Origin of the sequence: Clostridium sp. D53t1_180928_C8 (genome assembly GCF_015667795.1) — a bacterium.
Lineage (GTDB): Bacteria > Bacillota > Clostridia > Clostridiales > Clostridiaceae > Clostridium.
This window is the reverse complement of sequence record NZ_JADPEL010000046.1, coordinates 1-22231: the sequence shown is the minus strand read 5'-3', so window position 1 is coordinate 22231 and position 22231 is coordinate 1. Positions and strand designations below refer to the sequence as shown.

General features: G+C 28.6%; 22 protein-coding genes and 1 other annotated feature. Of the genes, 20 read left to right on the top strand and 2 right to left on the bottom strand.

Annotated elements, in window-relative coordinates:
* Nucleotides 1–563 precede the first annotated feature (563 nt).
* Nucleotides 564–1172 carry a methyltransferase gene (locus tag I4V51_RS17205; RefSeq protein WP_195989663.1) on the bottom strand — a complete coding sequence of 203 codons (609 nt, stop codon included), beginning with the start codon at nucleotides 1170–1172 and terminating at the stop codon, nucleotides 564–566.
* Nucleotides 1173–1495: 323 nt separating this feature from the next.
* Between I4V51_RS17205 and I4V51_RS17200 the strand changes: the two genes are divergently transcribed.
* From I4V51_RS17200 to I4V51_RS17110, 19 genes are all read left to right on the top strand, one after another.
* Nucleotides 1496–2587 carry a ribose-phosphate pyrophosphokinase gene (locus I4V51_RS17200; protein WP_195989662.1) on the top strand — a complete coding sequence of 364 codons (1092 nt, stop codon included), beginning with the start codon at nucleotides 1496–1498 and terminating at the stop codon, nucleotides 2585–2587.
* A 70-nt stretch (nucleotides 2588–2657) separates the two neighbouring features.
* Entirely contained in the window at nucleotides 2658–2840 is a 183-nt protein-coding gene (locus tag I4V51_RS17195) for a hypothetical protein (protein ID WP_195989661.1), read from the top strand.
* Between the two features lie 33 nt (nucleotides 2841–2873).
* The gene (locus I4V51_RS17190) at nucleotides 2874–3758 is read left to right on the top strand and encodes a DUF6734 family protein (RefSeq protein WP_195989660.1); all 885 of its coding nucleotides are present in this window, start codon (nucleotides 2874–2876) and stop codon (nucleotides 3756–3758) included.
* Between the two features lie 115 nt (nucleotides 3759–3873).
* The gene (locus tag I4V51_RS17185) at nucleotides 3874–5067 is read left to right on the top strand and encodes an acetate kinase (protein ID WP_195989659.1); all 1194 of its coding nucleotides are present in this window, start codon (nucleotides 3874–3876) and stop codon (nucleotides 5065–5067) included.
* A gap of 160 nt (nucleotides 5068–5227) precedes the next feature.
* Nucleotides 5228–5800, top strand: a complete 573-nt coding sequence (locus tag I4V51_RS17180) for a hypothetical protein (protein WP_195989658.1) — start codon at nucleotides 5228–5230, stop codon at nucleotides 5798–5800.
* A gap of 150 nt (nucleotides 5801–5950) precedes the next feature.
* On the top strand, nucleotides 5951–7183 hold the full coding sequence (locus I4V51_RS17175; protein WP_195989657.1) for an NAD(P)-dependent oxidoreductase: 1233 nt from the start codon (nucleotides 5951–5953) through the stop codon (nucleotides 7181–7183).
* A 19-nt stretch (nucleotides 7184–7202) separates the two neighbouring features.
* Nucleotides 7203–8168, top strand: a complete 966-nt coding sequence (locus tag I4V51_RS17170) for a DNA methyltransferase (protein WP_195989656.1) — start codon at nucleotides 7203–7205, stop codon at nucleotides 8166–8168.
* A 71-nt stretch (nucleotides 8169–8239) separates the two neighbouring features.
* Nucleotides 8240–8379 (top strand) — a sequence feature (ribosomal protein L20 leader region).
* Nucleotides 8380–8405: 26 nt separating this feature from the next.
* On the top strand, nucleotides 8406–8927 hold the full coding sequence (gene infC, locus I4V51_RS17165; protein ID WP_195989655.1) for a translation initiation factor IF-3: 522 nt from the start codon (nucleotides 8406–8408) through the stop codon (nucleotides 8925–8927).
* 20 nt (nucleotides 8928–8947) lie between these two features.
* On the top strand, nucleotides 8948–9145 hold the full coding sequence (gene rpmI / locus I4V51_RS17160) for a 50S ribosomal protein L35 (RefSeq protein WP_195517320.1): 198 nt from the start codon (nucleotides 8948–8950) through the stop codon (nucleotides 9143–9145).
* A gap of 26 nt (nucleotides 9146–9171) precedes the next feature.
* Nucleotides 9172–9531, top strand: coding sequence for a 50S ribosomal protein L20 (rplT, locus tag I4V51_RS17155; protein WP_195989654.1), 360 nt, complete (start codon nucleotides 9172–9174; stop codon nucleotides 9529–9531).
* Between the two features lie 130 nt (nucleotides 9532–9661).
* The gene (locus I4V51_RS17150; protein WP_195989653.1) at nucleotides 9662–10342 is read left to right on the top strand and encodes a PHP domain-containing protein; all 681 of its coding nucleotides are present in this window, start codon (nucleotides 9662–9664) and stop codon (nucleotides 10340–10342) included.
* A 167-nt stretch (nucleotides 10343–10509) separates the two neighbouring features.
* Entirely contained in the window at nucleotides 10510–11523 is a 1014-nt protein-coding gene (gene asrA / locus I4V51_RS17145; protein ID WP_195989652.1) for an anaerobic sulfite reductase subunit AsrA, read from the top strand.
* Between the two features lie 3 nt (nucleotides 11524–11526).
* Nucleotides 11527–12321 (top strand): anaerobic sulfite reductase subunit AsrB, encoded by a 795-nt coding sequence (asrB, locus tag I4V51_RS17140; RefSeq protein WP_195989651.1) that lies wholly within the window; start codon nucleotides 11527–11529, stop codon nucleotides 12319–12321.
* A 12-nt stretch (nucleotides 12322–12333) separates the two neighbouring features.
* Nucleotides 12334–13317 (top strand): sulfite reductase subunit C, encoded by a 984-nt coding sequence (asrC, locus tag I4V51_RS17135; protein WP_195989650.1) that lies wholly within the window; start codon nucleotides 12334–12336, stop codon nucleotides 13315–13317.
* A 52-nt stretch (nucleotides 13318–13369) separates the two neighbouring features.
* On the top strand, nucleotides 13370–15448 hold the full coding sequence (locus I4V51_RS17130) for a molybdopterin-dependent oxidoreductase (protein WP_195989649.1): 2079 nt from the start codon (nucleotides 13370–13372) through the stop codon (nucleotides 15446–15448).
* A 9-nt stretch (nucleotides 15449–15457) separates the two neighbouring features.
* Complete coding sequence (locus I4V51_RS17125; RefSeq protein ID WP_195989648.1) at nucleotides 15458–15871, top strand: 4Fe-4S dicluster domain-containing protein; 414 nt, start codon at nucleotides 15458–15460, stop codon at nucleotides 15869–15871.
* Entirely contained in the window at nucleotides 15871–17094 is a 1224-nt protein-coding gene (locus tag I4V51_RS17120; protein ID WP_195989647.1) for an FAD-dependent oxidoreductase, read from the top strand. Before I4V51_RS17125 ends, I4V51_RS17120 begins: the two co-directional genes overlap by 1 nt.
* Nucleotides 17095–17341: 247 nt before the next feature.
* Nucleotides 17342–18214, top strand: a complete 873-nt coding sequence (locus I4V51_RS17115) for a cation diffusion facilitator family transporter (protein ID WP_195989646.1) — start codon at nucleotides 17342–17344, stop codon at nucleotides 18212–18214.
* Nucleotides 18215–18427: 213 nt separating this feature from the next.
* Entirely contained in the window at nucleotides 18428–19111 is a 684-nt protein-coding gene (locus tag I4V51_RS17110; protein WP_195989645.1) for a pseudouridine synthase, read from the top strand.
* Nucleotides 19112–19193: 82 nt separating this feature from the next.
* Here the strand turns inward: I4V51_RS17110 and I4V51_RS17105 are convergent, their stop codons facing one another.
* The gene (locus I4V51_RS17105) at nucleotides 19194–21317 is read right to left on the bottom strand and encodes an LTA synthase family protein (protein WP_195989644.1); all 2124 of its coding nucleotides are present in this window, start codon (nucleotides 21315–21317) and stop codon (nucleotides 19194–19196) included.
* Nucleotides 21318–21608: 291 nt separating this feature from the next.
* Here I4V51_RS17105 and I4V51_RS17100 point away from each other — a divergent pair, with 291 nt between their 5' ends.
* Complete coding sequence (locus tag I4V51_RS17100) at nucleotides 21609–22109, top strand: DedA family protein (protein ID WP_195989643.1); 501 nt, start codon at nucleotides 21609–21611, stop codon at nucleotides 22107–22109.
* Nucleotides 22110–22231 lie beyond the last annotated feature (122 nt).

Genomic DNA, 22231 nt, shown 5'->3' with positions numbered 1-22231 from the left:
GACGTGCGAGTAGCACGGCCAGTAACAGAGCCTTATAGGCGTAGAGCAAACCACCCGTTTTACGGGTGGTCCTGATTTCCATAAAACTAGCTAAAGCTTCGAAGCTCCTAATGGTCGCTTCAGCTTCTTAACGCTAGTTTTATTACAATAATAATTAAATTCTAAAGCTTATTATATGATACTTTCTTCCGGTGATATCATTAATTTTTCTCTATCACTGGCTTTAAAGCTTAAGTGTGCAATTTAAGCCGAATTTTCCTAAAGTTAACGACTCTTGCTACAAATTTATAGCAGGAGTCGTTAACTATAAGTCGGGGAACTAAGAAGAATAGTGAAGAGAAAAAATGAAATATTAATTTGGAGGGAAGCATTGAAATTAAGCTGTAGAATTTAATAATTGATGTAGTAAAATTTGCGTGAAGAAGTTTTTACTGTTTGAAGCTTTAGCAAGTTTAAAAACTTTAGCAAATTTTACGGAAGCAATTATATAAATTCAAGGCGAAAATTTCACCGCTTCCCGGAAAAGTAATATTACATTTTTCATTCTCACTGTAGTTCGTAGTTTAGTTATTGAGTGTATATATGCAGAATTTTTGGCGTTTATCAACTAGATAAAGATTATGTACAGGTATCTCTTGTTTTAGAGTTAGTGCGGTATAGTTTTCTAAATAATCTATATATTCTTCAGATGGATAGTAGAAGATTAAATCTATTTCTCTAGGATTTTCTTCTACTGAAATTAAAATATTATTTAAAACCTTTATAAATAATTGTATTGAAAATGGGTTGAAGAAATAAAACTTATTATCTTGTGGTAGTATTTTATAATCTTCTGCAAAAATATTTAAGAATTGTATTTTATCTTTAGATTTTGAGAAAGTTTTAAAATAGTTTTTTTTATTATTTTCACATATGTCATAATAATTATTGTTCATTTCTATTCCTGTAACGAATGAATTATAATAATAATTTATATAAAAAGCTAATCTTCCTTTTCCACAACCAAAATCTATTAAATGATCACAACTATTTAATGTATACTGTTTAAATAGCGAATCTAACGCTAGATAAGATGTGGCTTCATATCTATTATAATGATGTGATTCGTAGAAACCTTGTTGTTCTCCAGTTGTTTTTATATTAAGTAATTTTTCATATTGTATATCATTCATAATTAAGCTCCTTTTATTATTTATAACTTTAATAGTGTATTTATAAGTTATATCAAATATATATATTAATCAATATTTGTTCTTAAATTAAATAATATATTAACATAAAGTGAAAAAATATCTAAAAAAATTAGTGAAACTTAAAAAAATTACAATAAAACATCGATAAGAGAGAATATTTTTATATAACTATTTATTAATATTCGGGTTTGGTATATACTATTAATGATTGGAATTTTATAAATATAATATATACTATATATTATATAGTATATATTATTAAATTTGAATCTTTGAAATTTTAATGTAAAGGGGAAAGTTTGATGTCAGAATTAAAACATGAATTAGGAATAATAGCTTTAGAAAGTTGTAAGGAACTTGGAAATGCAATTGATAAATTTATTCAAGAAAAGAGAAATACTAATGAATCGTTCCTAATACCAATCAATGAAATAAGATTTTCTAATGGTGAGGGAAAGGTCAAAATATCAGAAAGTGTAAGAGGTAAGGATATATACATTTTATGCGATATTGGTAATTATAGTTGTACATATAAGATGTTTGGATTCGTTAATCATAAAGGTCCAGATGAGCACTTCCAAGACATAAAGAGAACTGTTTCTGCAATTAGGGGTAAAGCGGCAAAAATTACAGTAATAATGCCACTTTTATATGAATCAAGACAACACAGACGTAAAGGAAGAGAATCTCTAGATTGTGCATTAGCACTTCAAGAATTAGAAAGACTAGGAGTACACGAAGTACTTACATTTGATGTACATGATCCTAATGTTCAAAATGCAACTCCTCTACTATCTTTTGAGAATTTCTATCCAACTTATGATATAGTAAAATCTCTTATAAAGAATGAAAATACATTAGAGTTAAACAAAGACAAGCTTATAGTTATAAGTCCAGATACTGGAGCGATGGATAGAGCAATTTATTATTCAAGTGTTTTAGGTGTAGATGTAGGATTATTCTATAAGAGAAGAGACCATTCTAGAATAGTAAATGGTAAAAATCCTATAGTACAACATGAATATATGGGAAGAGATGTTGAAGGAAAAGATGTATTAATAGTTGATGATATGATAGCATCAGGAGAATCAGTACTTGATATAGCTATTGAACTAAAAGAAAGAAAAGCAAGAAATGTTTATGTAGCAACAACTTTTGGATTCTTTACAGAAGGATTAGAAAAGTTCCATAGATTCTGTGAAGATGGAATAATAACTAGAGTATATTCTACTAATTTAACATATATACCACAAGAGCTACGTGATTCTAAATGGTATAGAGCTGTAGATATGTCAGAATTAGTATCAAAAATAATAAATAAATTAAATTATGACAAGTCTATTGCTTCTTATATGGATGCAACAAGAGTAATACGTGACTTAATAGAAGAATAGGAATATAATATATTATAGCATAGTAAATTGATGGTAATTTACTATGCTATAATATTTTTTAGGAGAAAGTATGAGAAAAAAATTAAGCTATAAAATTAAAGATTATAATAAGCAAAAATTTATAAATAAAAAGAAAAGTATAAATAAATGCAATTTAAACTATATATCAACAATGGGTAAAGGAAATAGTGAAAATATTTCTTCGGAATATAATTTATCTGGTATAGGAGGATATGGTCTAAATCTTATATAAATTAGATAGATTACTGAAGAAAGGAAAGATATAATGATAGAAGCATTTCATTCAAATTGGACTAAACCGTTTTTTACAGTAAATCCGCATAAAGATTATTATGTAGAAGATTTTGAGATATTAACAACTATTCTTTCTGCATTAAAGTGGAGAGAGAAAAATGGAAGTATAAAAATGATTACTGATAAAATTGGTGCTAATTATTATAAGAGTATAGGATTAGAAAAAATATGGGATTTGGGAGTTGAAACATTTCTAGATAATATAGATTATGATATAGATAGTAGTGTATTTTGGGCAGCAGGAAAGTTATATGCATTAAAAGAGGAAAAATCACCATGTGTAATGATTGATACTGATTTTATAGTTTGGGAAAATATAAGAAATATTTTGATCAATACACAAGTAAGTGTAATTCATAAGGAGAAAATAATAAAAGAAGTTTATCCAAATAAAGAATTTTTTGAATTTAAAAATGGATATCTTCTAGATAAAGAATTAGATTGGACAGTATTACCTAGTAATACTGCTTTTATGTATATTTCAAATGAAAATTTAAAAGAATATTATACAGAGTCAGCTATAAATTTTATGAAGAATTTAGATAATAACAGTGATAAGATAGCTAATATGGTTTTTGCAGAACAAAGATTAATATCGATGTGTGCTAAGAAAAAAAATATTTATATTAATGAAATGATGACTTTGAAGGAGTTATTTTCTAATAAACAAAAATTATTTACTCATACATGGGGATATAAGCGGGAAATGAGAAGTGATTTTAATAAAAGGAAAGAATTTTGTATAAGATGCATTGTTAGGATTATTAAAGATTTTCCTAAATATGAAGAAATAATAGCTAATATTGAAGAATTAAAGGTATATTATGATGAAGTTAAAAATTGTTTGCAGCTATAGAAGAAAGTATTTCACAGAGTTTTCAGATAAAATAGAATAATGAATCTTTTTAATTATTTAAGAGATTTAGTGTTAATATATATATATAATAATTTTTTTGAAGGAGTGTGGGAAAATGAAAACTTTAGTAATAAATTGTGGTAGTTCATCTTTAAAATATCAACTAATAGATATGAGCACAGAAGAGTGTATGGTTCAAGGATTAGTTGAAAGAATAGGAATTGAAGGATCTGTATTAACTCAAAAAGTTGAGGGAAAAGATAAATATGTAATAAATACAGAGATAAAGAACCATAAAGATGCAATAAAGTTAGTATTAGAAGCATTAATTGATCCAGTTCATGGAGTTATTAAGTCTATGGATGAAATTTCAGCAGTAGGACATAGAGTTGTTCATGGTGGAGAAAAATATTCAGATTCAGTATTGATTAATGATGAAGTTTTACAATCAATTAAGGATTGTATAGTGCTTGCACCATTACATAACCCACCAAATGTTATAGGAATTGAGGCTTGTAAAGAGTTAATGCCAAATACTCCAATGGTAGCAGTATTCGATACAGCATTCCATCAAACAATGCCAAAGCATTCTTATATCTGTCCATTACCATATGACTTATATCAAAAATATGGAATAAGAAAGTATGGATTCCACGGAACATCTCATAAATATGTTTCAAGTAAAGTGGCAAAAGTTATGGGTAAAGATATAAAAGATTTAAAAATAGTTACATGCCACTTAGGTAATGGATGTTCATTAGCTGCTATTAAGAATGGAAAATCAGTAGATACATCTATGGGATTCACACCACTTGCAGGAGTTATGATGGGAACAAGATCAGGAAGTATAGATCCATCTGTTATTAGTTTCTTAATAGAACAACATGGATATACAATAGAAGAAGTAGATGAATTATTAAATAAAAAATCTGGAGTTTTAGGAATTTCAGGAGTATCATCAGATTTTAGAGATGTTTTAGCAGCTGGAGAAGCTGGTAATGAAAGAGCGAAACTTGCTTTAGAAATATTCTATTATAAGGTTAGAACTCAAATTGCTGCTTATGCTGGAGCAATGGGTGGTATAGATGTTATAGTATTTACTGCTGGAATAGGAGAAAATTCTGCTATTACAAGAAAAGAAATATTAAAAGGGTTAGAATTCTTTGGATTTACACTTAATGAAGAGAAAAATGAATTAAGAGGTAAAATCCAAGAGATATCTAACGAGGGCTCTAGAGTAAAGGTATATGTAGTACCTACAAATGAAGAGTTAATGATTGCTAGGGATACAGCAAAGCTAGTTAAATAGATTAGAAAAATGGTGTGCTATAAAGATTATTTAATAATCTTAAGCACACTATTTTTATACTTTGGAAATACTAATAAATGAATATAAAATTTATATAGTATTTTAATAATAACGTATATGTTATAATAATGATTATTATTAATTAGATAAGGAGATTATTATGGGAAATAAAATAACTTTAACATATGAAAATGGAGAGTTTAATGTAGCAATAAATGAAAATATTATATATACAGATAAAGATATGGAGAACTCTCTTCTTAAATTTAACTCAGTAGTTAAGAATAATGCTATAGAGCAAAAGACTTCTTGGAAATCTATTGAAGATGAAATTAATAAGTATAATTTAGAAGGTGTAGAATTAAATTCTCAATTTAAAACTGTTAATTTTGGAAAAATGAAATATTTTTATAATACAGATAAGGTATTTTATATTGAAAATAATAGTATGATATCATTAGGCGGAGGATACTCATTATTTAATTTTGTTTTAAATAAGATTAATGAAGGAAAATTAAATAATGAAGAAAGCTTTTTAGAATTATGTAAAATTTCAATGAGCAATAAAGCTATATTTAGTGCACATGAAGACATTGTTATGATATCAAGTCCAAAGTTTAGTTATGGAACAGTAGAATATAATTTTGCTACAAATAAATTAAATAAAGGAACTAGTACTGAAAAAGTAAGTTTTGAAGAATTTAAGAACTATGTATTAGATATACTTAAATAAATTTTATAACTTACTAAAGAAGAAAGAAATATGAAAGCTATTAAAATTGAATAATATTGCAAAGTAATATGAAACTTAATTGGCCGAATAGCATTAACTATAAGGTGCTTCGCAATTTATTAATATAGTGAGTAGTTAAAGGAGATGCAAATGAAAGAATTATTATTAGAAGCAGATAGATGTTTATTATGTAAAAATGCTAGATGTCAGGCAAACTGTCCTATAAGCACAGAAATTCCAGAGGTAGTTAAGCTATTTAAGGAAAATAAGATAATGGAAGCTGGTGAGATATTATTTAATAATAACCCATTATCAGCAGCTTGTGCTATAGTTTGTCCACACGAGGATCAGTGCAAAGGAAATTGTATTAGGGGTATAAAAAGTGAACCTGTTAGCTTTTGTGAAATTGAAGAATATATTTCTAAAGAGTACTTATATAAAGTGAAATTTAAAGATATAGATAAGAGAAATGAAAATATTGCAATAATTGGTGCAGGTCCAGCGGGAATTACATTATCAATTGCTTTAGCCAGAAAGGGATTTAAAGTTACTCTTTTTGATGCTCATGAAAAAATAGGAGGAGTACTTAGGTATGGAATTCCGGAATATAGATTACCAAATTCAATGATAGACAGATATGAAGAAATTCTTCTTGAGCTTGGAGTGAAAATAAGACCTAATACTTTAATTGGACCAGTACTTACACTTGATAAGTTGTTCTTTGATGGATATAAGGCTGTATTTATAGGAACTGGGGTATGGAATCCTAAAACTTTAGATATTAAAGGTGAATCTTTAGGAAATGTACATTATGCTATTGATTATTTAAAATCACCACAAGTATATAATTTAGGGAAAAAAGTTGCTGTAATAGGAGCAGGAAATGTTGCTATGGATGCAGCTAGGGTAGCTAAAAGAAGTGGAGCAGAAGAAGTCTATGTTGTATATAGAAAGGGCTTTGAAAATATGCCTTGTACTAAAGTTGAGTTAGAAGAGGCAAAGGAAGATGGAGTTAAGTTTGAATTATTTAAAGCACCACTAGAGTTAACTGAAGAAGGAATTAAATATATTGAAACAAAAAATGAAGTAACTGAAGAGGGAAGAGTGAATACTGTTATATTAGAAGGAACTGAAGGAATATTTAATTGTGATTCCATAATTATTGCAGTAAGTCAATCACCAAGAAAGAATATAGTTGCTAATACTACAGGGCTTGAAACTAATAAATGGGGGTTATTACTTACAGATGATAAAGGGCATACAACAAAAGAGGGTGTGTTCGCATCTGGTGATGTTGTAACAGGAGCTAATACTGTAGTTCATGCTGTAGCATATGCAAAAGTAGTTGCAGATTCCATCGAGGAATATTGTAATAAAAAATAAAAAAATAGGGGGTGTTGAGGTGAGCAATAAAATAGTAAGTAGTGAGTGTGAAAACACCCCAAAAGATAACTTTTATTTTATTAATTGCTCTGAGATGGAAAAAGAATTATGTAATATGGAAATGAGAAGTATTTTTGGAATAGAACCTAAAGAAAAATATTTATTTTCAGAAAAAAATTTTGATCCATCAAGAAGTCCATTTATTAAATTAAAAATTTCTTCAATATATATAGAAGAAAAGCTAGAACACATAATTAATAAAATAAAAGAAAATAAAGTATCTTATGATGACTTTAAAGTTAATTATATAAAAAGTGAGGATGGAGATGTTTCTTATGAGGAACGTCTTAAAGCTGTAAGAGAAATTGGTTTTGTTGTAACTGGATTTCCAGATATACATAATCCAAAGATTGAGTTAGCAATTACAAAAGTAAAAGATAAGTGGGTATTTGGGGAACTTATAAAAAATAATTTTAAATGGCAAAAACATAATGACAAGCCGTATTCATATTCAAATGCAGTACCGTTAAGAATGGCTAGAGCATTAGTAAACATAGCTGTTGGTGATAATAGAAAATTAACATTAATTGATCCGTGCTGTGGAATTGGAACAGTTGTTATAGAAGCACTAGATTTAGGTATTAATGTAAAGGGGTATGAAATTAGTAAATCTATTGCCTGTAATGCTAGGAATAATATAGAATTTTTAGGGTATAATAGAGAGATAATAACTAGTGGGGATATGCATAATATAAATGAAACTTTTGATGTTGCCATCGTTGATATTCCTTATGGATTATTTTCACCTGTAACTATACAGGAGCAGATAGAAATAATTAATACCTCAAGAAAAATTGCTCGTAAACTAGTTATAATAACATTTGAAGATATGGATAATTTAATAATTTCAGCAGGCTTTAAAATAGTAGAGAAGTGCTACATGACAAAAGGAAATATGACAAGACAGATTAGTATTTGTCTATAAAGTATATTTTGAAGAAACTAAATTATAAAACAAAAGAATTGACAATGTCTTAAGACGGTGCTATAATAAGTTTCGTCAAGAAGAAACAGCCGTTTCTCGCCTTACGGCCTAGCTTAGTAAGGTAATGAGTTTATTGGATTTTTATCTAGAAGAGAGTCTAGATTTTCTAAATAATACGAGGGCGGCAATTATGCTGCCCTTTTATTTATATATTTTTCTTGATAGATTTTATCGGAGGTGAATGTTATCAGTAAAAACTTTACTTGTAATGAAAGTATTAGAGAAAGAGAGTTAAGAGTAATTGACTCAGATGGTAGTCAATTAGGAGTTATCTCAAGAAATGAAGCTCTACAAATAGCAGAAGAGAAGGAGTTAGATTTAGTAATGATTTCTCCAACTGCAGTGCCACCAGTATGTAAAATAATGGATTTAGGCAAATACATTTACGAGCAATCTAAAAAGGAAAAAGAAGCTAAGAAAAAGCAAAAAGTAACTGTCATTAAAGAAATCAGATGTAGTCTAACTATTGAAGAAAATGACATTGCTATTAAAGCTAAGAATGCTAGAAAGTTCTTATTAGACGGGGATAAAGTTAAAGTCACTGTTAGATTCAAAGGTAGAGAAGCAACATTAGGTCACCTAGGATTAAAAATCTTAGAAAACTTTGTTTCAAAACTTGAAGATGTTTGTACTGTTGAAAAAGCAGCTAAACAAGAAGGAAGAAACATGACTATGGTATTAGCCCCTAAAAAAGCATAACCAGAGAGGAGAATATTATCATGCCAAAAATGAAAACGCACAGAGGTGCAGCAAAAAGATTTAAGAAGACTGGTACTGGAAAGTTAAAAAGAGCAAAAGCTTTCAAGAGCCATATCTTAACAAAGAAGAGTGCTAAGAGAAAGAGAAATTTAAGAAAAGCATCTTACGTTTCAACTACTCAAGAAAAAGCAATGAAGAAATTATTACCATACCTATAATATAGAGGACTTAGGAGGAATACAAAATGGCAAGAGTTAAGAGAGCGGTAAATGCTCGTAAGAATCATAAAAAAGTTTTAAAGCTTGCAAAAGGTTACTACGGTGGGAAGAGCAGATTATTCAGAACTGCTAACGAATCTGTAATCAGAGCTTTAAGAAATGCATACGTTGGAAGAAGATTAAAGAAGAGAGATTTCAGAAGATTATGGATAGCAAGAATTAATGCTGCTACAAGAATGAACGGTCTTTCATACTCAAGATTCATGAACGGAATCAAATTAGCTGGAATCGATATGAACAGAAAGATGTTATCTGAAATAGCTATCAACGATCCAAAAGCATTTGCAAACTTAGTAGAAACTGCAAAGGCTCAATTAAGTAAATAATTTTATTTACATAAAGCAATCCGAAAGGATTGCTTTTTTTTGAAATAAAATAATTTCTAATTTAAAAACAATAATATATTATTATGAATATAATATATATGAGATAAATATTAGGATGAAAATAAGTAATATGTATAATAAAGGTGATTTTCATATACACTCAACTTATTCGGATGGTAGCTTAACACCAAGTCAAATAATTAATTTGGCGAAGAAGAGAGATATGGATATAATATCAATAACAGATCATAATAATACAGATGGTATAGATGAAGCTATTATAGAAGGTAAAAAAAATAATGTTGCTGTAATACCAGGTGTAGAATTATCTACTAGATATAATGATTGCAGGGTACATGTATTGGGATATTTTAAAGATGATAGCTATAAGAATGATTTATTAAAGGAAGTACTTTTAAAGGTTAAGCAGCAAAGAATTAAGGATATAAGAAGAATATTTCAAGATAAAATAGATTTTTGTGGCTTTAAGAATAAGCTATGCGTTCAAACTGGTGTTGATATATTAAGGCATTTTGGATTAGTAGTAGTACTTGCTCATCCTGTGCTTTTATGTAAAAAAGATTTTGATAATATTATTAATATAAAGTTTGATGGGATTGAAGCAAAATATTTTAAAAATTCAGAAGAGGATACTAAGTATTTTATAGATATTGCAAATAAAAAAAATATTATTTATACAGCTGGATCAGATTTTCATAATTGTATTGAATCTTATAGAATTCATGGAATGATTGGAGATGTATATTTAAATAGTGAAGAAATAGAAAGATTTTTAAATATATTAATTTAAGGTCTATATCTAAATAACTTTTAATTAGGTTGTTTAGATATAGACCATTTTTTATTTAATCTATAATAATTATGAATTTATTTATATATATAAACAAATGATAATAGATGAATACAAATGAAGAATTTTACAAAAAATATTTGTATGATAAAGAGAGGTGGTAACTAATGAAAATAAAAATTACTGTTGAAAAATTTGATGAAATACTTAACGAAATTAAAGATGAGTATAAAGTAATAGCACCAGTATCTATACCCTACGCTGGTCAATATTCAGATACAGATGTAATTAGATATGGGGAAGTAAAAAGTATTAATGATATTGAATTTGAGCGTAAATCACACTTTACAGCTAAAGAAGTAGTTATGCCTGTTACAGAAACATTATTTTATTACACAGAAGATGAATATAAAATTCCAGCAATAGATAAAAGAAAAATGCTGGTATTTATGAGATCTTGTGATGTTCATGGATTACATAGAATAGATAATGTTTATTTAAATAATGGAAAAGAACCAGATTATTATTATAAAAGGCTTAGAGATAAGGTGAAAATAGTGGTGATGGGATGTGCAGAAAGCTTTAGAAATTGTTTTTGTGTAAGCTTTGGTACCAACAAAACAGATGATTATTCATTAGGAATTAAAGTTGATAATGGTGAGGTGTATATAGATGTAAAAGATGAAGAATTTAAGGATATTTTTATAGGAGAAGAAGCAGACTTTAATATTAAATTTGTATCTTCTAATGATGTAACTGTAACATTACCAGAAAAGCTAAATCCCCTAGAGGTAGCAGAGGCAGAGCTATGGAGAGAGTATGATTATAGATGCATAGCTTGTGGAAGATGTAATCTTTCTTGTCCAACTTGTTCTTGTTATACAATGCAAGATATAGTAAGTCAAGATAATTTAAGGTGTGGAGAGCGAAGAAGAGTAGGGGCTTCGTGTCAGATACCAGGTTTTTCTTTAATGGCAGGAGGTCATGATGTTAGGGTAAGAAATGGGGATAGAATGAGATATAAGACTATGCACAAAATGTATGATTATGGTGAAAGATTTGGACCACAGATGTGTGTAGGTTGTGGAAGATGTGATGACGTATGTCCTCAATATATATCAATATCTACAGCTATGAATAAAGTAACTCAATTTGTTAAAAGTAAGCAAAGGGAGGAGTAAAATATGGTAAATGAATATATTCCTTATGAAGTAGAAATTCTAGATATTATTAAGCATACTCCAAAAGAGTGGACTTTTAGAGTTACTAGAAAATGTGATGAAATAAATCCAGGGCAATTTTTTGAAATATCAATGCCTAAGTATGGTGAATCACCAATATCAGTATCTGGATTTAGTGATAAGTATTTAGATTTTACTATTAGAGAAGTTGGAAAAGTTACTGAAGAGATATTTAAGTTAAACATAGGCGATACTATGCGATTAAGAGGACCTTATGGAAATGGATTCGAGATAAAAAATTATGTTAATAAGGAAATTATAATTGTATCAGGGGGAAGTGGATTAGCACCTGTTAGAGGTATTTTAGAGTACTTTTATGAAAATATAGATAAATATAAAAGTGTCACGTTAATATGTGGATTTAGATCTCCTGAAGACATTTTATTTAAAGAAGATATAGAAAAGTGGAAGTCTAAATTTAATGTAATATTAACTGTTGATAAAGCAGATGAAGATTATAATGGCAGTATTGGGCTTGTAACTAAGTATATACCGGAGTTAAATATAAACGATAAGAATAATGTATCTGTAGTTATTGTTGGACCTCCAATGATGATGAAGTTTTCAATAATAGAATTCCAAAAGATAGGTATAAAGGATTATAATATTTGGGTTTCTTATGAAAGAAAGATGTGCTGTGGACTTGGTAAGTGTGGACATTGCAGAATGAATACTACTTATATATGTACTGATGGACCAGTATTTAATTATGCTTTTGGAAAAACTTTATATGATTAGGAGGGATAGGATATGACTCTTGTACATGATTTAAATACAAGAAAGACAATGAAAAATGCGTTTAGAATAACTAAAAATAAATATATGACAGCAGTAAGAATTAGAATTCCAGGTGGATCAATTAAATCAGATACATTAAAGATAGTTGCTGATTTAGCTGATAAGTATGGAGATGGAAGAGTACATATTACAACAAGACAAGGATTTGAAGTATTAGGAATTCCCATGGAACGTATGAATGAAGTAAATGAAGCACTTCAACCTATTATAGATAATATGGGAACTAATCAAAAATATAGGGAGTGTGGATATCCATCTGCAGGTACAAGAAATATAACATCTTGTATAGGCAATAACGTTTGTCCTAAAGCACAATATAATACTACAGAGTTAGCAAGGAAGATTGAAGATATGGTTTATCCTGATGATTTGCACGTTAAAATTGCAGCAACAGGATGTCCGAATGATTGTATCAAAGCTAGAATGCATGATATAGGAATAATAGGAATGTGCCTTCCGGTTTATGATTCATATAGATGTGTATCTTGTGGAGCTTGTGTTAAGAAGTGCAAACAAGTTTCAACAACAGCATTAACTGCGAAAAACTATAAGGTTATAAGAGATCCCAGTAAATGTATTGGATGTGGGGAATGTGTATTAGCATGTCCTAATAATGCGTGGACTAGAAGTCCTAAAAAATATTTTAGAATTGTTATTATGGGAAGAACAGGTAAAACCAATCCAAGAATTGCAGAAGATTTTATAAAGTGGGCAGATGAAGATACGGTATTAAAGGTTATAGATAATACTTATAAGTTTGTTAGGGAATATATAAGTCCAGATGCACCTTACGGAAAAGAACATATTGGATATATAGTTGATAGAACTGGATATAAAGAGTATAAAAAATGGGCTCTTGATGGAGTTAATCTGCCTGATATTGCAGAGGTAAGTGAAAATGTAAATTGGAGTGGAGTACATTATATGAGGAAATAAAATAATTTTTAAATTAGATAAGTGTAAGTTTTGAAAAGAAGGAGTGTTTTATATGAAGGTTATAAGATCAACTTGTAATTATTGTTCTATAGCTTGTAATCTTGATTTTCATGTTGAAGATGGAGAAATAAAAAAAGTTGTGCCTACTGTAGATTATCCTGTAAATGCAGGGTTTTGTTGTACTAAAGGTTTAAATTTAGATAAACAAAACACAAAATTTCATAATCCTGTATTACCTCTTATGAGAGATGAAGAAGGACTTATGAGACAAATATCATGGGGTGAGGCATTTAAGCTTTTTGCAGATAGAGTATTGGATATTCAAAATAAATATGGAAAAGAAAGTTTTGCATTTATAAGTACAGGACAATTAGCAACAGAAGAGATGGCTCTTATTGGGCATATAGGAAGAAATTTTTTAGGTGGTAATGGAGATGGAAACACTAGACTTTGTATGGCAACATCAGTTGTGGCATATAAGCAAAGCTTTGGATTTGATGCACCACCTTATACATTAAAAGATTTAGAAGAATCAGATGTAATTATATTAATAGGATCAAATCCTGTAGTATGTCATCCAATTCTTTGGAGTAGAGTGAGAAATAATAAGAGAAATGCTAAACTTATTGCTATTGATCCAAGAAGGTCTGAAACAGTAACTAACTGTGATATTTGGTATGATATAAAACCAAAAAGTGATTTAACATTCTTATATACTTTAGCTAATCTTTTAATTGAAAAGGGCTGGATTGATAATGAATATATAGAAAATTATACTGAGGATTTTGAAGGATTTAAGGAAAAAGTAAAAAGTTTTACCTTAGATAAGGTAGAACATGAAACAGGTATATCTAGTGAACGAATGTTAGAGCTTGCCCAAATAATACATGAAGGGGAAAGAGTATCTCTTTGGTGGACTATGGGAATAAACCAAGGATATCAAGCTGTAAGAAATGCACAAGCAATAATTAACATTGCTTTAATGACAGGTAATATAGGAAAGATAGGAACTGGAGCCAACTCTATAACAGGTCAATGTAATGCTATGGGATCAAGGTTGTTTAGCAATACAACTGGTTTTTATGGTGGAGGTGAATATAGTGATCCAGTAAGAAGGGCTAGAATTGCTGAAGTTTTAGAAATGGATGAAGCTATGCTTCCAACAAAACCAACATTACCATACAATGTTATTATAGATAAAATAAATTCAGGTGAAATAAAGGCTTTATGGGTAGTTGCAACTAATCCGTTAAGCTCATGGATTAATAATTTGGAGTTTAAAAAAGCTGCAGAAAACCTTGATTTCTTAGTAGTAGAAGATATTTATGCAGATACTGATACTGCACAGTATTGTGATTTATTACTACCATCTACAAATGGTTTAAAAAAAGAGGGAGTATTAATAAATACAGAAAGAAGATTATCAAAACTAAATCCAGTATTGGAGAAAAAAGAGAATGAATTAACTGATTATGAAATTATGCTTGGAGTAGGAAAAGCATTAGGAATGGGAAAACTTTTAGATAAGTGGAAGACTCCAAGAGAGGCTTTTGAACTTATGAAAGAATGTTCAAAAGGAATGCCTTGTGATATTACTGGTGTAGATTATGATAAATTAAAGGATTCAAGAGGAGTACAATGGCCTTGTAGAAAAGGTGAAGAAATTAAAGAAGATGAAAGAAGATTATTTGAAGATAATAAATTCTATACTCCGAGTAAAAAGGCTAAATTTATTTATGAGGATGTAGCACCAGTTCCAATTGAACCATCATCAGAATACCCTTATTTATTTAATACGGGAAGAGGTACAGTAGGACAATGGCATACTCAAACAAGAACTAGAGAGATATATGATGTAGAAGCAATTGTTCCTAGAAGAGGATATGTAAATATAAATAATGAGTTAGCAGAAGAATTAAATATAAAAGAAAATGATATTGTTAAGATATCTTCACCAAACGGAGCAAGTAATGAATTTCTTGTTAAATTATCAAGAACTGTTAAGAAAAATCACATTTATGCACCTATGCATTATATAGAAGCAAATTCACTTTTACCTTCAATCTTTGATACATATTCAAAAGAACCTAACTTTAAATATGTACCAGTAAAAATAGAAAAGGTTAGTTAGGAGAAAGTCATGAAGAGAATAAAGATAGATAGAAAAAAGTGTATAGGATGTTTAACTTGTACTACTGCCTGCAAAGTTGCCCATGGTGGAGATACAAGAGGTAGAATTACAATTAATAGTGAAGGAAAATATGCACCAATATATTGTAGACATTGTTCTAAACCAGAATGTGTTTATACTTGTATGACAGGTGCTATGAGACGAGATGATGAAACTGGATTAGTTTTATATGATAAATCAAGGTGTGCTAGTTGCTTTATGTGTATAATGGCATGTCCTTATGGGGTGTTAAAAATGGATAGTGCTACTGATAAAGAGGTAATGAAATGCGATATGTGTAGATCCACAGATGAAAATTATCCACAATGTGTTGCTAGATGTCCAATGGCAGCATTAACATTAGAGGAGGTGGAAGAAGACTAATGAGATATATAGTGGTAGGAGCTTCGGCGGCTGGAATTAATGGTGCTAGAACATTAAGAGAATATAATAAAGATGCAGAAATTATTTTAGTTTCAAAAGATGAGAATGTTTATTCAAGATGCATTTTACATCATTATTTAGATGGTCGTAGAACTGTAGAAGATTTAGATTTTACACCAAGAGAATTTTTTGATAAATATAATATAAAATGGATTAAGGGAAAAGAAGTTATTGGAATTAATCCTGAAGGACATAGTGTAACTTTAGATGATGGTGAAGAAATTAAATATGAAAAAATATTATTGGCAACAGGTGCATATTCATTTATACCACCAATAGAAAACTTAAGAGAGGCGAATAATGTAATTGGATTAAGAGATTTAGATGATGCACTTAAGATTAAGGATATAGCACAAAGGGTAAAAAATGTTGTTGTTTTAGGTGGAGGGTTAGTAGGAATAGATGCTATTGCTGGGATAATTGATTATGATATTAATTTATCTCTTATAGAAATGGGGGATAGAATATTACCACTTCAATTAGATAAATATTCAGCAAATAGATATGAAAAGTTATTAGCCGATCGAGGAGTAAATTTAAAATTTGGAGTAAAAGCAGAAAAGCTAATAGTAGATGAAAATAAAAATCCGGTGGCAATAAAGCTTAATACAGGAGAAGAGGTGCCTTGTGAACTTGTAATAGCCTGCACAGGAGTAAGATCAAATATTAAATTTTTAGAGGGAACATCAGTAGCTTGTGATAAGTTTGGAGTAATAATTAATGAAAAAGGGGAAACTGATGCTAAGGATGTATATGCTGCAGGTGATATAAGTGGAAGAAATCCAATTTGGCCAACAGCAGTAAAGGAAGGAATAATAGCAGCTAGTAATATGAGTGGAAAAGTTGCTTTTATGAATGATTTCTTTGGAAGCAAAAATACTATGAATTTTTTAGGACTTCCAACTATGTCTCTTGGCATTATAAATAAGCCAGATGATAGTTATGAAGAAGTTATAGATAAAAATGGAGATGATTACAAGAAAATTATCTATAAAGACGGATGTATTTATGGAGCAATAATTCAAGGGGATTTATCATATGCAGGAGTGTTGACTCAATTAATTAAAGAAAATATCAATGTGTCAAAGGTTAAGAAACCATTATTTGATATTGATTATTCTGATTTCTTTAATATAAAAGAAAACTTAGAGTTTGTATATTAATGTATAAAAAACAAGTAAGCTGTTAAAATAAAAAAATCTTACTTGTTTTTTGTAATTTTTATTACATTTAAGAGGATAAATGTATATAATAATACGTCATGAAAATTACAATTTATATGGGAAAATTATTATAAATTAACAAAAAATCATTATCAATTGAAAATGATTAATTGATAATTAAATGTGTACAAATAGAGGATTTGTGCATATAATATAATTATCAAGTGAGAAAAAGGGGGAGACAGTTATGGAAAAAAGATATGACGAGTCAAATAAGGTAACGATATTATCAATTTTACTTAATATAGGATTAACTATAATGAAAATATTAGCGGGTATTTTTGGTAATTCTACAGCTATAATTGCTGACGGATTACACTCAGCTTCAGATATAATTACTTCAATTGGAATTCTAATAGGAAATAAGATTTCAAGGAAGCCAAGAGATGAAGAACATCAATATGGGCATGAGAAAGCTGAAAGCTTAGTAGCTTTTGTTTTAGCAGCAGTACTTATTATAGTTGCAATAGAAATAGGATATAAAGGAGTAGTTGCATTACTTAACCTAAATGAAATTCAAGTTCCAACTTTATTACCTTTAATAGTTGCGCTAATTTCAATTGGAGTTAAGGAATATCAATATCAAATTACTATAAAAGTTGCTAAAAAAATAAACTCGTCATCATTAAAAGCAGATGCATGGCATCATAGATCAGATGCATTATCGTCTATTGCGGCATTTATAGGGATTGGTGGAGCAATGCTTGGATTTAAGATATTAGATCCAATAGCATCAATTATTGTGGCAATAGTTGTTGTAAAGGTAGGAGTTGATATATTGAAATCAGCTTGTGCTGAGTTAATGGATAGTTCAATTAGTAAGCAAGATATTAGTGAAATTAAATCCATGGTAGATAATAATCAAAAGATATATGGAATAAAGGATTTTAAATCAAGGAAGTATGGATCAGTAGCTTATATTGATATGAGTATATTTATTGATAAGGCTAAAACATTAGAAGAAGCACATGATATAGCAGATAATTTAGAGCATAATATAATTTCTGCTTTAAGTTATATTAAAGAAATAAATATTCATACAGAACCGTATAATAATTAGGGATTATGGAAAAGGCCTAGATTGAGAGGTATATTTTAAATAGAGTATTCAACTTCTCTTTGAGGGCTTTTTTTATTGTAATTTATATTATATTAGAAGTATAATAGTTAGTGATTTAAGGTGTCTTATTATAATTTAAGATGCCTTTTATAATTTAATGAAACATGCTTATAAATAATAGTTAATTAAATTTACGAGAGGATAAATTTATATATGAGAATAAATAAATATTTTAGTAACTTAGGAATTTGCTCAAGAAGAGAAACTAATAGATTAATTGAGGAGAAAAGAGTCATTGTAAATGGAGTATTGTGTGAGCCGGGACAATGGGTTGAAGAAGAGGACGATATATTATTAGATGGACAAAAGGTACAAGCACGGGAGAAGATATATATAGCTTTAAATAAGCCAATAGGGATAACTTGTACAGCTGCTGAAAATGTTAAAAATAATATAATAAGCTATATGAATTATGAACAATATATATTTCCGGTTGGCAGATTAGATAAAGAGTCTCAGGGATTAATAATAATGACTAATGATGGAGTATTAGCAAATAAAATATTAGAATCAGATAATCTTCATGAAAAAGAATATATAGTAACTGTAAATAAAATAATTAATGATGATTTTATTAATAATATGGCAAATGGAGTAGATATAGGAGATACTATAACAAGAAAATGTAAGGTTGATAAAATAGATGATAATACTTTTAATATAGTTTTAACTCAAGGACTTAATAAACAAATTAGAAGAATGGCAAAGGCTTTTGGATATACTGTAATAAAGTTAGAGCGGATTAGGATTCTTAACGTAAAAATTGATGATATTCCTTATGGAAAATGGAGAATGGTTACTACTGAAGAGCTACAGAAATTAAGGGAAGAGTTATAAGATAATTAACTCATAATAAAAAAGTAGATAGAATTTTTAAATTCTATCTACTTTTTTATTATGAGTTAATTATTAAATTATATTATTGTTCAATTATATTTGGATAAATAAATTCATTTGTAGAGCCTAATTTACCGCCACCAGTAGTACGTTGAGTAACTACTATTGAGGAGTTAGGTTCTAAAGTAATATTACTAGCCATAAGGGTATTAGAGTCTACAAATATAGTTTTTGTATATTTACCATTTATATATATTTTACTAAATTCATTAAAGTTTTCACCTTTAACAACTAGGTTATTACTTCCCTTTAATTCATTTATGGATTCTATAGCTTCGGGATCATCCGATATCTCAGGAGTTTCTAAAGATTCAACTTCTTCAGGAGTTGTCATTTCCTCATAAACATCCGTTATAGAAATATCATAAGTTCCCATTTTTAAGTCTGTAGCTATAAATGGATTAGTACCACCATAAATATATTTTTCTCCATATAACATATCATATTGTAATAATTTTAAATCATCTAAATAATCACTTGTATTTCTAAATTGATTATGAAATTTTGTTAAAACTCCACTATCTATATTTAAGCTATTTAAAACAGATGATGTTAATTGATATGATGTTAAATTTTCATCATTTTTAGGTAAATTGAAGTTATTCCAAACAACATATTCAGTTTGGAAGATAGAATTATTAACTAAGTCTTCATCTTCAAAACCTAATGTTGGTAAATGATCACCAAATAAAACTAAAACAGTTTTTTCATCTCTATTAGAAAGTGCTTCTACTAATTGTCCAATAAATTGATCAACTTCATGTACTTGATTTATATAATAAGTAAAAGCATTAGTTGTTTCTTCATCAGGTAATCCACTAACTTGAATTTGTGGATTTTCTAATACTTTTTCTTTTGGATAATCACCATGAGCTTGTACAGAAATAGTATATACAAAATCAGAGTTTTCAGTAGAATTTAATGATTTAAGTATTTCATCTGTAAGATAAAAATCTTTTGCCCAATCTTTTGGTGTATATTCTTCAACATTCATATATTCTAAAGAAGTAAAGGTATCAAATCCTAACTGAGAAAACACGAAGTTTCTACCATAAAAAGTTCCTTTGTTATTGTGAATAGCATGAGCTGAGTATCCTAATTCTTTTAAATCATAAGCAACGCTTTCAGCAGTGCTTTCTTGAAGAATAGTTTTGTAAGGGTATTCTCCAGGACCAAAGAACTGTAAACTCATACCACTTAAAACTTCAAATTCAGTATTTGCAGTACCGGCTCCAACTGAAGGAACTGTTATATATCCAGATGAATAGTTCTCCATAAGTTTTCTGAAGTTTGGAACTGGATCTTCTGAAAATTGTAAATATTTAACCAATGTAGGATCAAAGAATGATTCTAATTGTACCATTATTATATTAGGCTTGTCAGCATCTGTTTGATGGTTTAAACCGCCCTCTTTACTTGCTAATAAAATATCATCACTACTAAGATTATTTGTTGAGTTATTTGATGCAATTAAATCAGAAATAGATGCAATTTTTTCAGCAGAATAATCTTTAGGTTTATCAATACCAGTATTTAATAAGGTATTAGAGAAACAATAAGGAAAACCATAATCCTGATAAGCAAAAGCGATATTTCCAAAATAAGAAGCTATTACATTAAATCCTAAAGCTGTTTTTGTTGAAAGTAAAAGGAAAACCCATACTGATGCAACAATTAATACATTTTTCTTATAATTAAGTTTACCTTGATATTTAGGTCCTTTAAAGAATAAGAATACAATTCCAAGAACTACAAGAATTAAAAAAACAGCTATAATAGTAGTAGTGGTTTTAGATAAATATTTGGATATTATACCTAAACCTAAATCTGCAAGTGTTAAATCAGTAGCTGTAAAAGGTGTAACTCTATTGCTTAGGATTATTCCGTTGGTTATACCAAATCCAATCCATACAGTAGTTATTAAAGTGAAGAAAAATGTTCTTCTCTTGAATAGCAGTACAATTGATAACGTAGCTAATATAATTAACGAGTTATATAAAAATACTAATGGAGATCCTAATATATAACCAAAAGTATCATTTAGATTTCTTCTACTACAAAGTTCAATAATAAAGTTAATAATTAATGGAGCAAATAAAAATTTCATAAATGAGCGGGTCGACTGCTCTTTAAAAGAAAGTTTCATAAAAAATCCCCCTATGATTGTTTTTTTCTGTATTAAATATTTGTTAAACAAAGTTAAACTACTATTAAATCATAGATTATTATACAACTATTAGATTAATATTCCAAGAAAGTGAAATCGATAACATAAAAAATTAAGAAAAAAATAATAAAATGTTACAAAAAATTAAGAATTAGTAAACAGAAGTATTTTATAGTCAATCAATAATAAATTAGTATATATGATTATTTATTAACATATTATAGAGTACTAGAAGTATAGTTGAAAACAGTAAAAAGAAGGAAATGATTTATGGGAATTGAATTAATATCAGAGTATTTTGTACGCTATGGATTAATATTTTTATTTGTAGTTATTTTTTTAGAACATCTAAATTGTCCAGGTGTTCCAGCAACAATAGTAATGCCGACGATAGGAGCTTTTGTAGCAGAAACAAAAGGAAGCCTTTTTTTAGTAATATTAGTATCAATAACAGCATCAGTATTTGGAAGTGCAGTATTCTACATAATAGGATATTATTTAGGAAAACCGATTTTAGATTGGTTTTATAAAAAATCTCCTAAAACTAAAAAATATACAGAGAAAATATTTAAATATTCTAATAAATATGGTAACAAGACTATTTTCATATGTAGGCTTATTCCGGTAGTAAGAACGTTAATATCTTTAGTTTCAGGAGTTTTAAGAACCGACTTTTTTGGCTTTTTATTATATTCCACAGCAGGGATTAGTATATGGAATACTGCATTAATATCATTTGGATATTTTGGGTTAAAGACAATAGTACACTAATGAAATAAACTGCGAACTACAGTGAGAACGAAAAATGGAATATTGCTTTTCCGGGAAGCGGTGAAATTTTCACTTTGAATTTATATAATTGATTCCATAAAATTTGCTAAAGTTTTTAAACT

Coding starts and splice junctions, on each gene's coding strand:
- asrB (WP_195989651.1), top strand. CDS start 11,527: ATGGTAAATGAATATATTCCTTATGAAGTAGAAATTCTAGATATTATT.
- I4V51_RS17180 (WP_195989658.1), top strand. CDS start 5,228: ATGGGAAATAAAATAACTTTAACATATGAAAATGGAGAGTTTAATGTA.
- I4V51_RS17130 (WP_195989649.1), top strand. CDS start 13,370: ATGAAGGTTATAAGATCAACTTGTAATTATTGTTCTATAGCTTGTAAT.
- asrC (WP_195989650.1), top strand. CDS start 12,334: ATGACTCTTGTACATGATTTAAATACAAGAAAGACAATGAAAAATGCG.
- I4V51_RS17125 (WP_195989648.1), top strand. CDS start 15,458: ATGAAGAGAATAAAGATAGATAGAAAAAAGTGTATAGGATGTTTAACT.
- rplT (WP_195989654.1), top strand. CDS start 9,172: ATGGCAAGAGTTAAGAGAGCGGTAAATGCTCGTAAGAATCATAAAAAA.
- I4V51_RS17120 (WP_195989647.1), top strand. CDS start 15,871: ATGAGATATATAGTGGTAGGAGCTTCGGCGGCTGGAATTAATGGTGCT.
- I4V51_RS17190 (WP_195989660.1), top strand. CDS start 2,874: ATGATAGAAGCATTTCATTCAAATTGGACTAAACCGTTTTTTACAGTA.
- asrA (WP_195989652.1), top strand. CDS start 10,510: ATGAAAATAAAAATTACTGTTGAAAAATTTGATGAAATACTTAACGAA.
- I4V51_RS17115 (WP_195989646.1), top strand. CDS start 17,342: ATGGAAAAAAGATATGACGAGTCAAATAAGGTAACGATATTATCAATT.
- I4V51_RS17150 (WP_195989653.1), top strand. CDS start 9,662: ATGTATAATAAAGGTGATTTTCATATACACTCAACTTATTCGGATGGT.
- I4V51_RS17105 (WP_195989644.1), bottom strand. CDS start 21,317: ATGAAACTTTCTTTTAAAGAGCAGTCGACCCGCTCATTTATGAAATTT.
- I4V51_RS17200 (WP_195989662.1), top strand. CDS start 1,496: ATGTCAGAATTAAAACATGAATTAGGAATAATAGCTTTAGAAAGTTGT.
- I4V51_RS17185 (WP_195989659.1), top strand. CDS start 3,874: ATGAAAACTTTAGTAATAAATTGTGGTAGTTCATCTTTAAAATATCAA.
- I4V51_RS17110 (WP_195989645.1), top strand. CDS start 18,428: ATGAGAATAAATAAATATTTTAGTAACTTAGGAATTTGCTCAAGAAGA.
- I4V51_RS17195 (WP_195989661.1), top strand. CDS start 2,658: ATGAGAAAAAAATTAAGCTATAAAATTAAAGATTATAATAAGCAAAAA.
- I4V51_RS17205 (WP_195989663.1), bottom strand. CDS start 1,172: ATGAATGATATACAATATGAAAAATTACTTAATATAAAAACAACTGGA.
- rpmI (WP_195517320.1), top strand. CDS start 8,948: ATGCCAAAAATGAAAACGCACAGAGGTGCAGCAAAAAGATTTAAGAAG.
- I4V51_RS17175 (WP_195989657.1), top strand. CDS start 5,951: ATGAAAGAATTATTATTAGAAGCAGATAGATGTTTATTATGTAAAAAT.
- I4V51_RS17100 (WP_195989643.1), top strand. CDS start 21,609: ATGGGAATTGAATTAATATCAGAGTATTTTGTACGCTATGGATTAATA.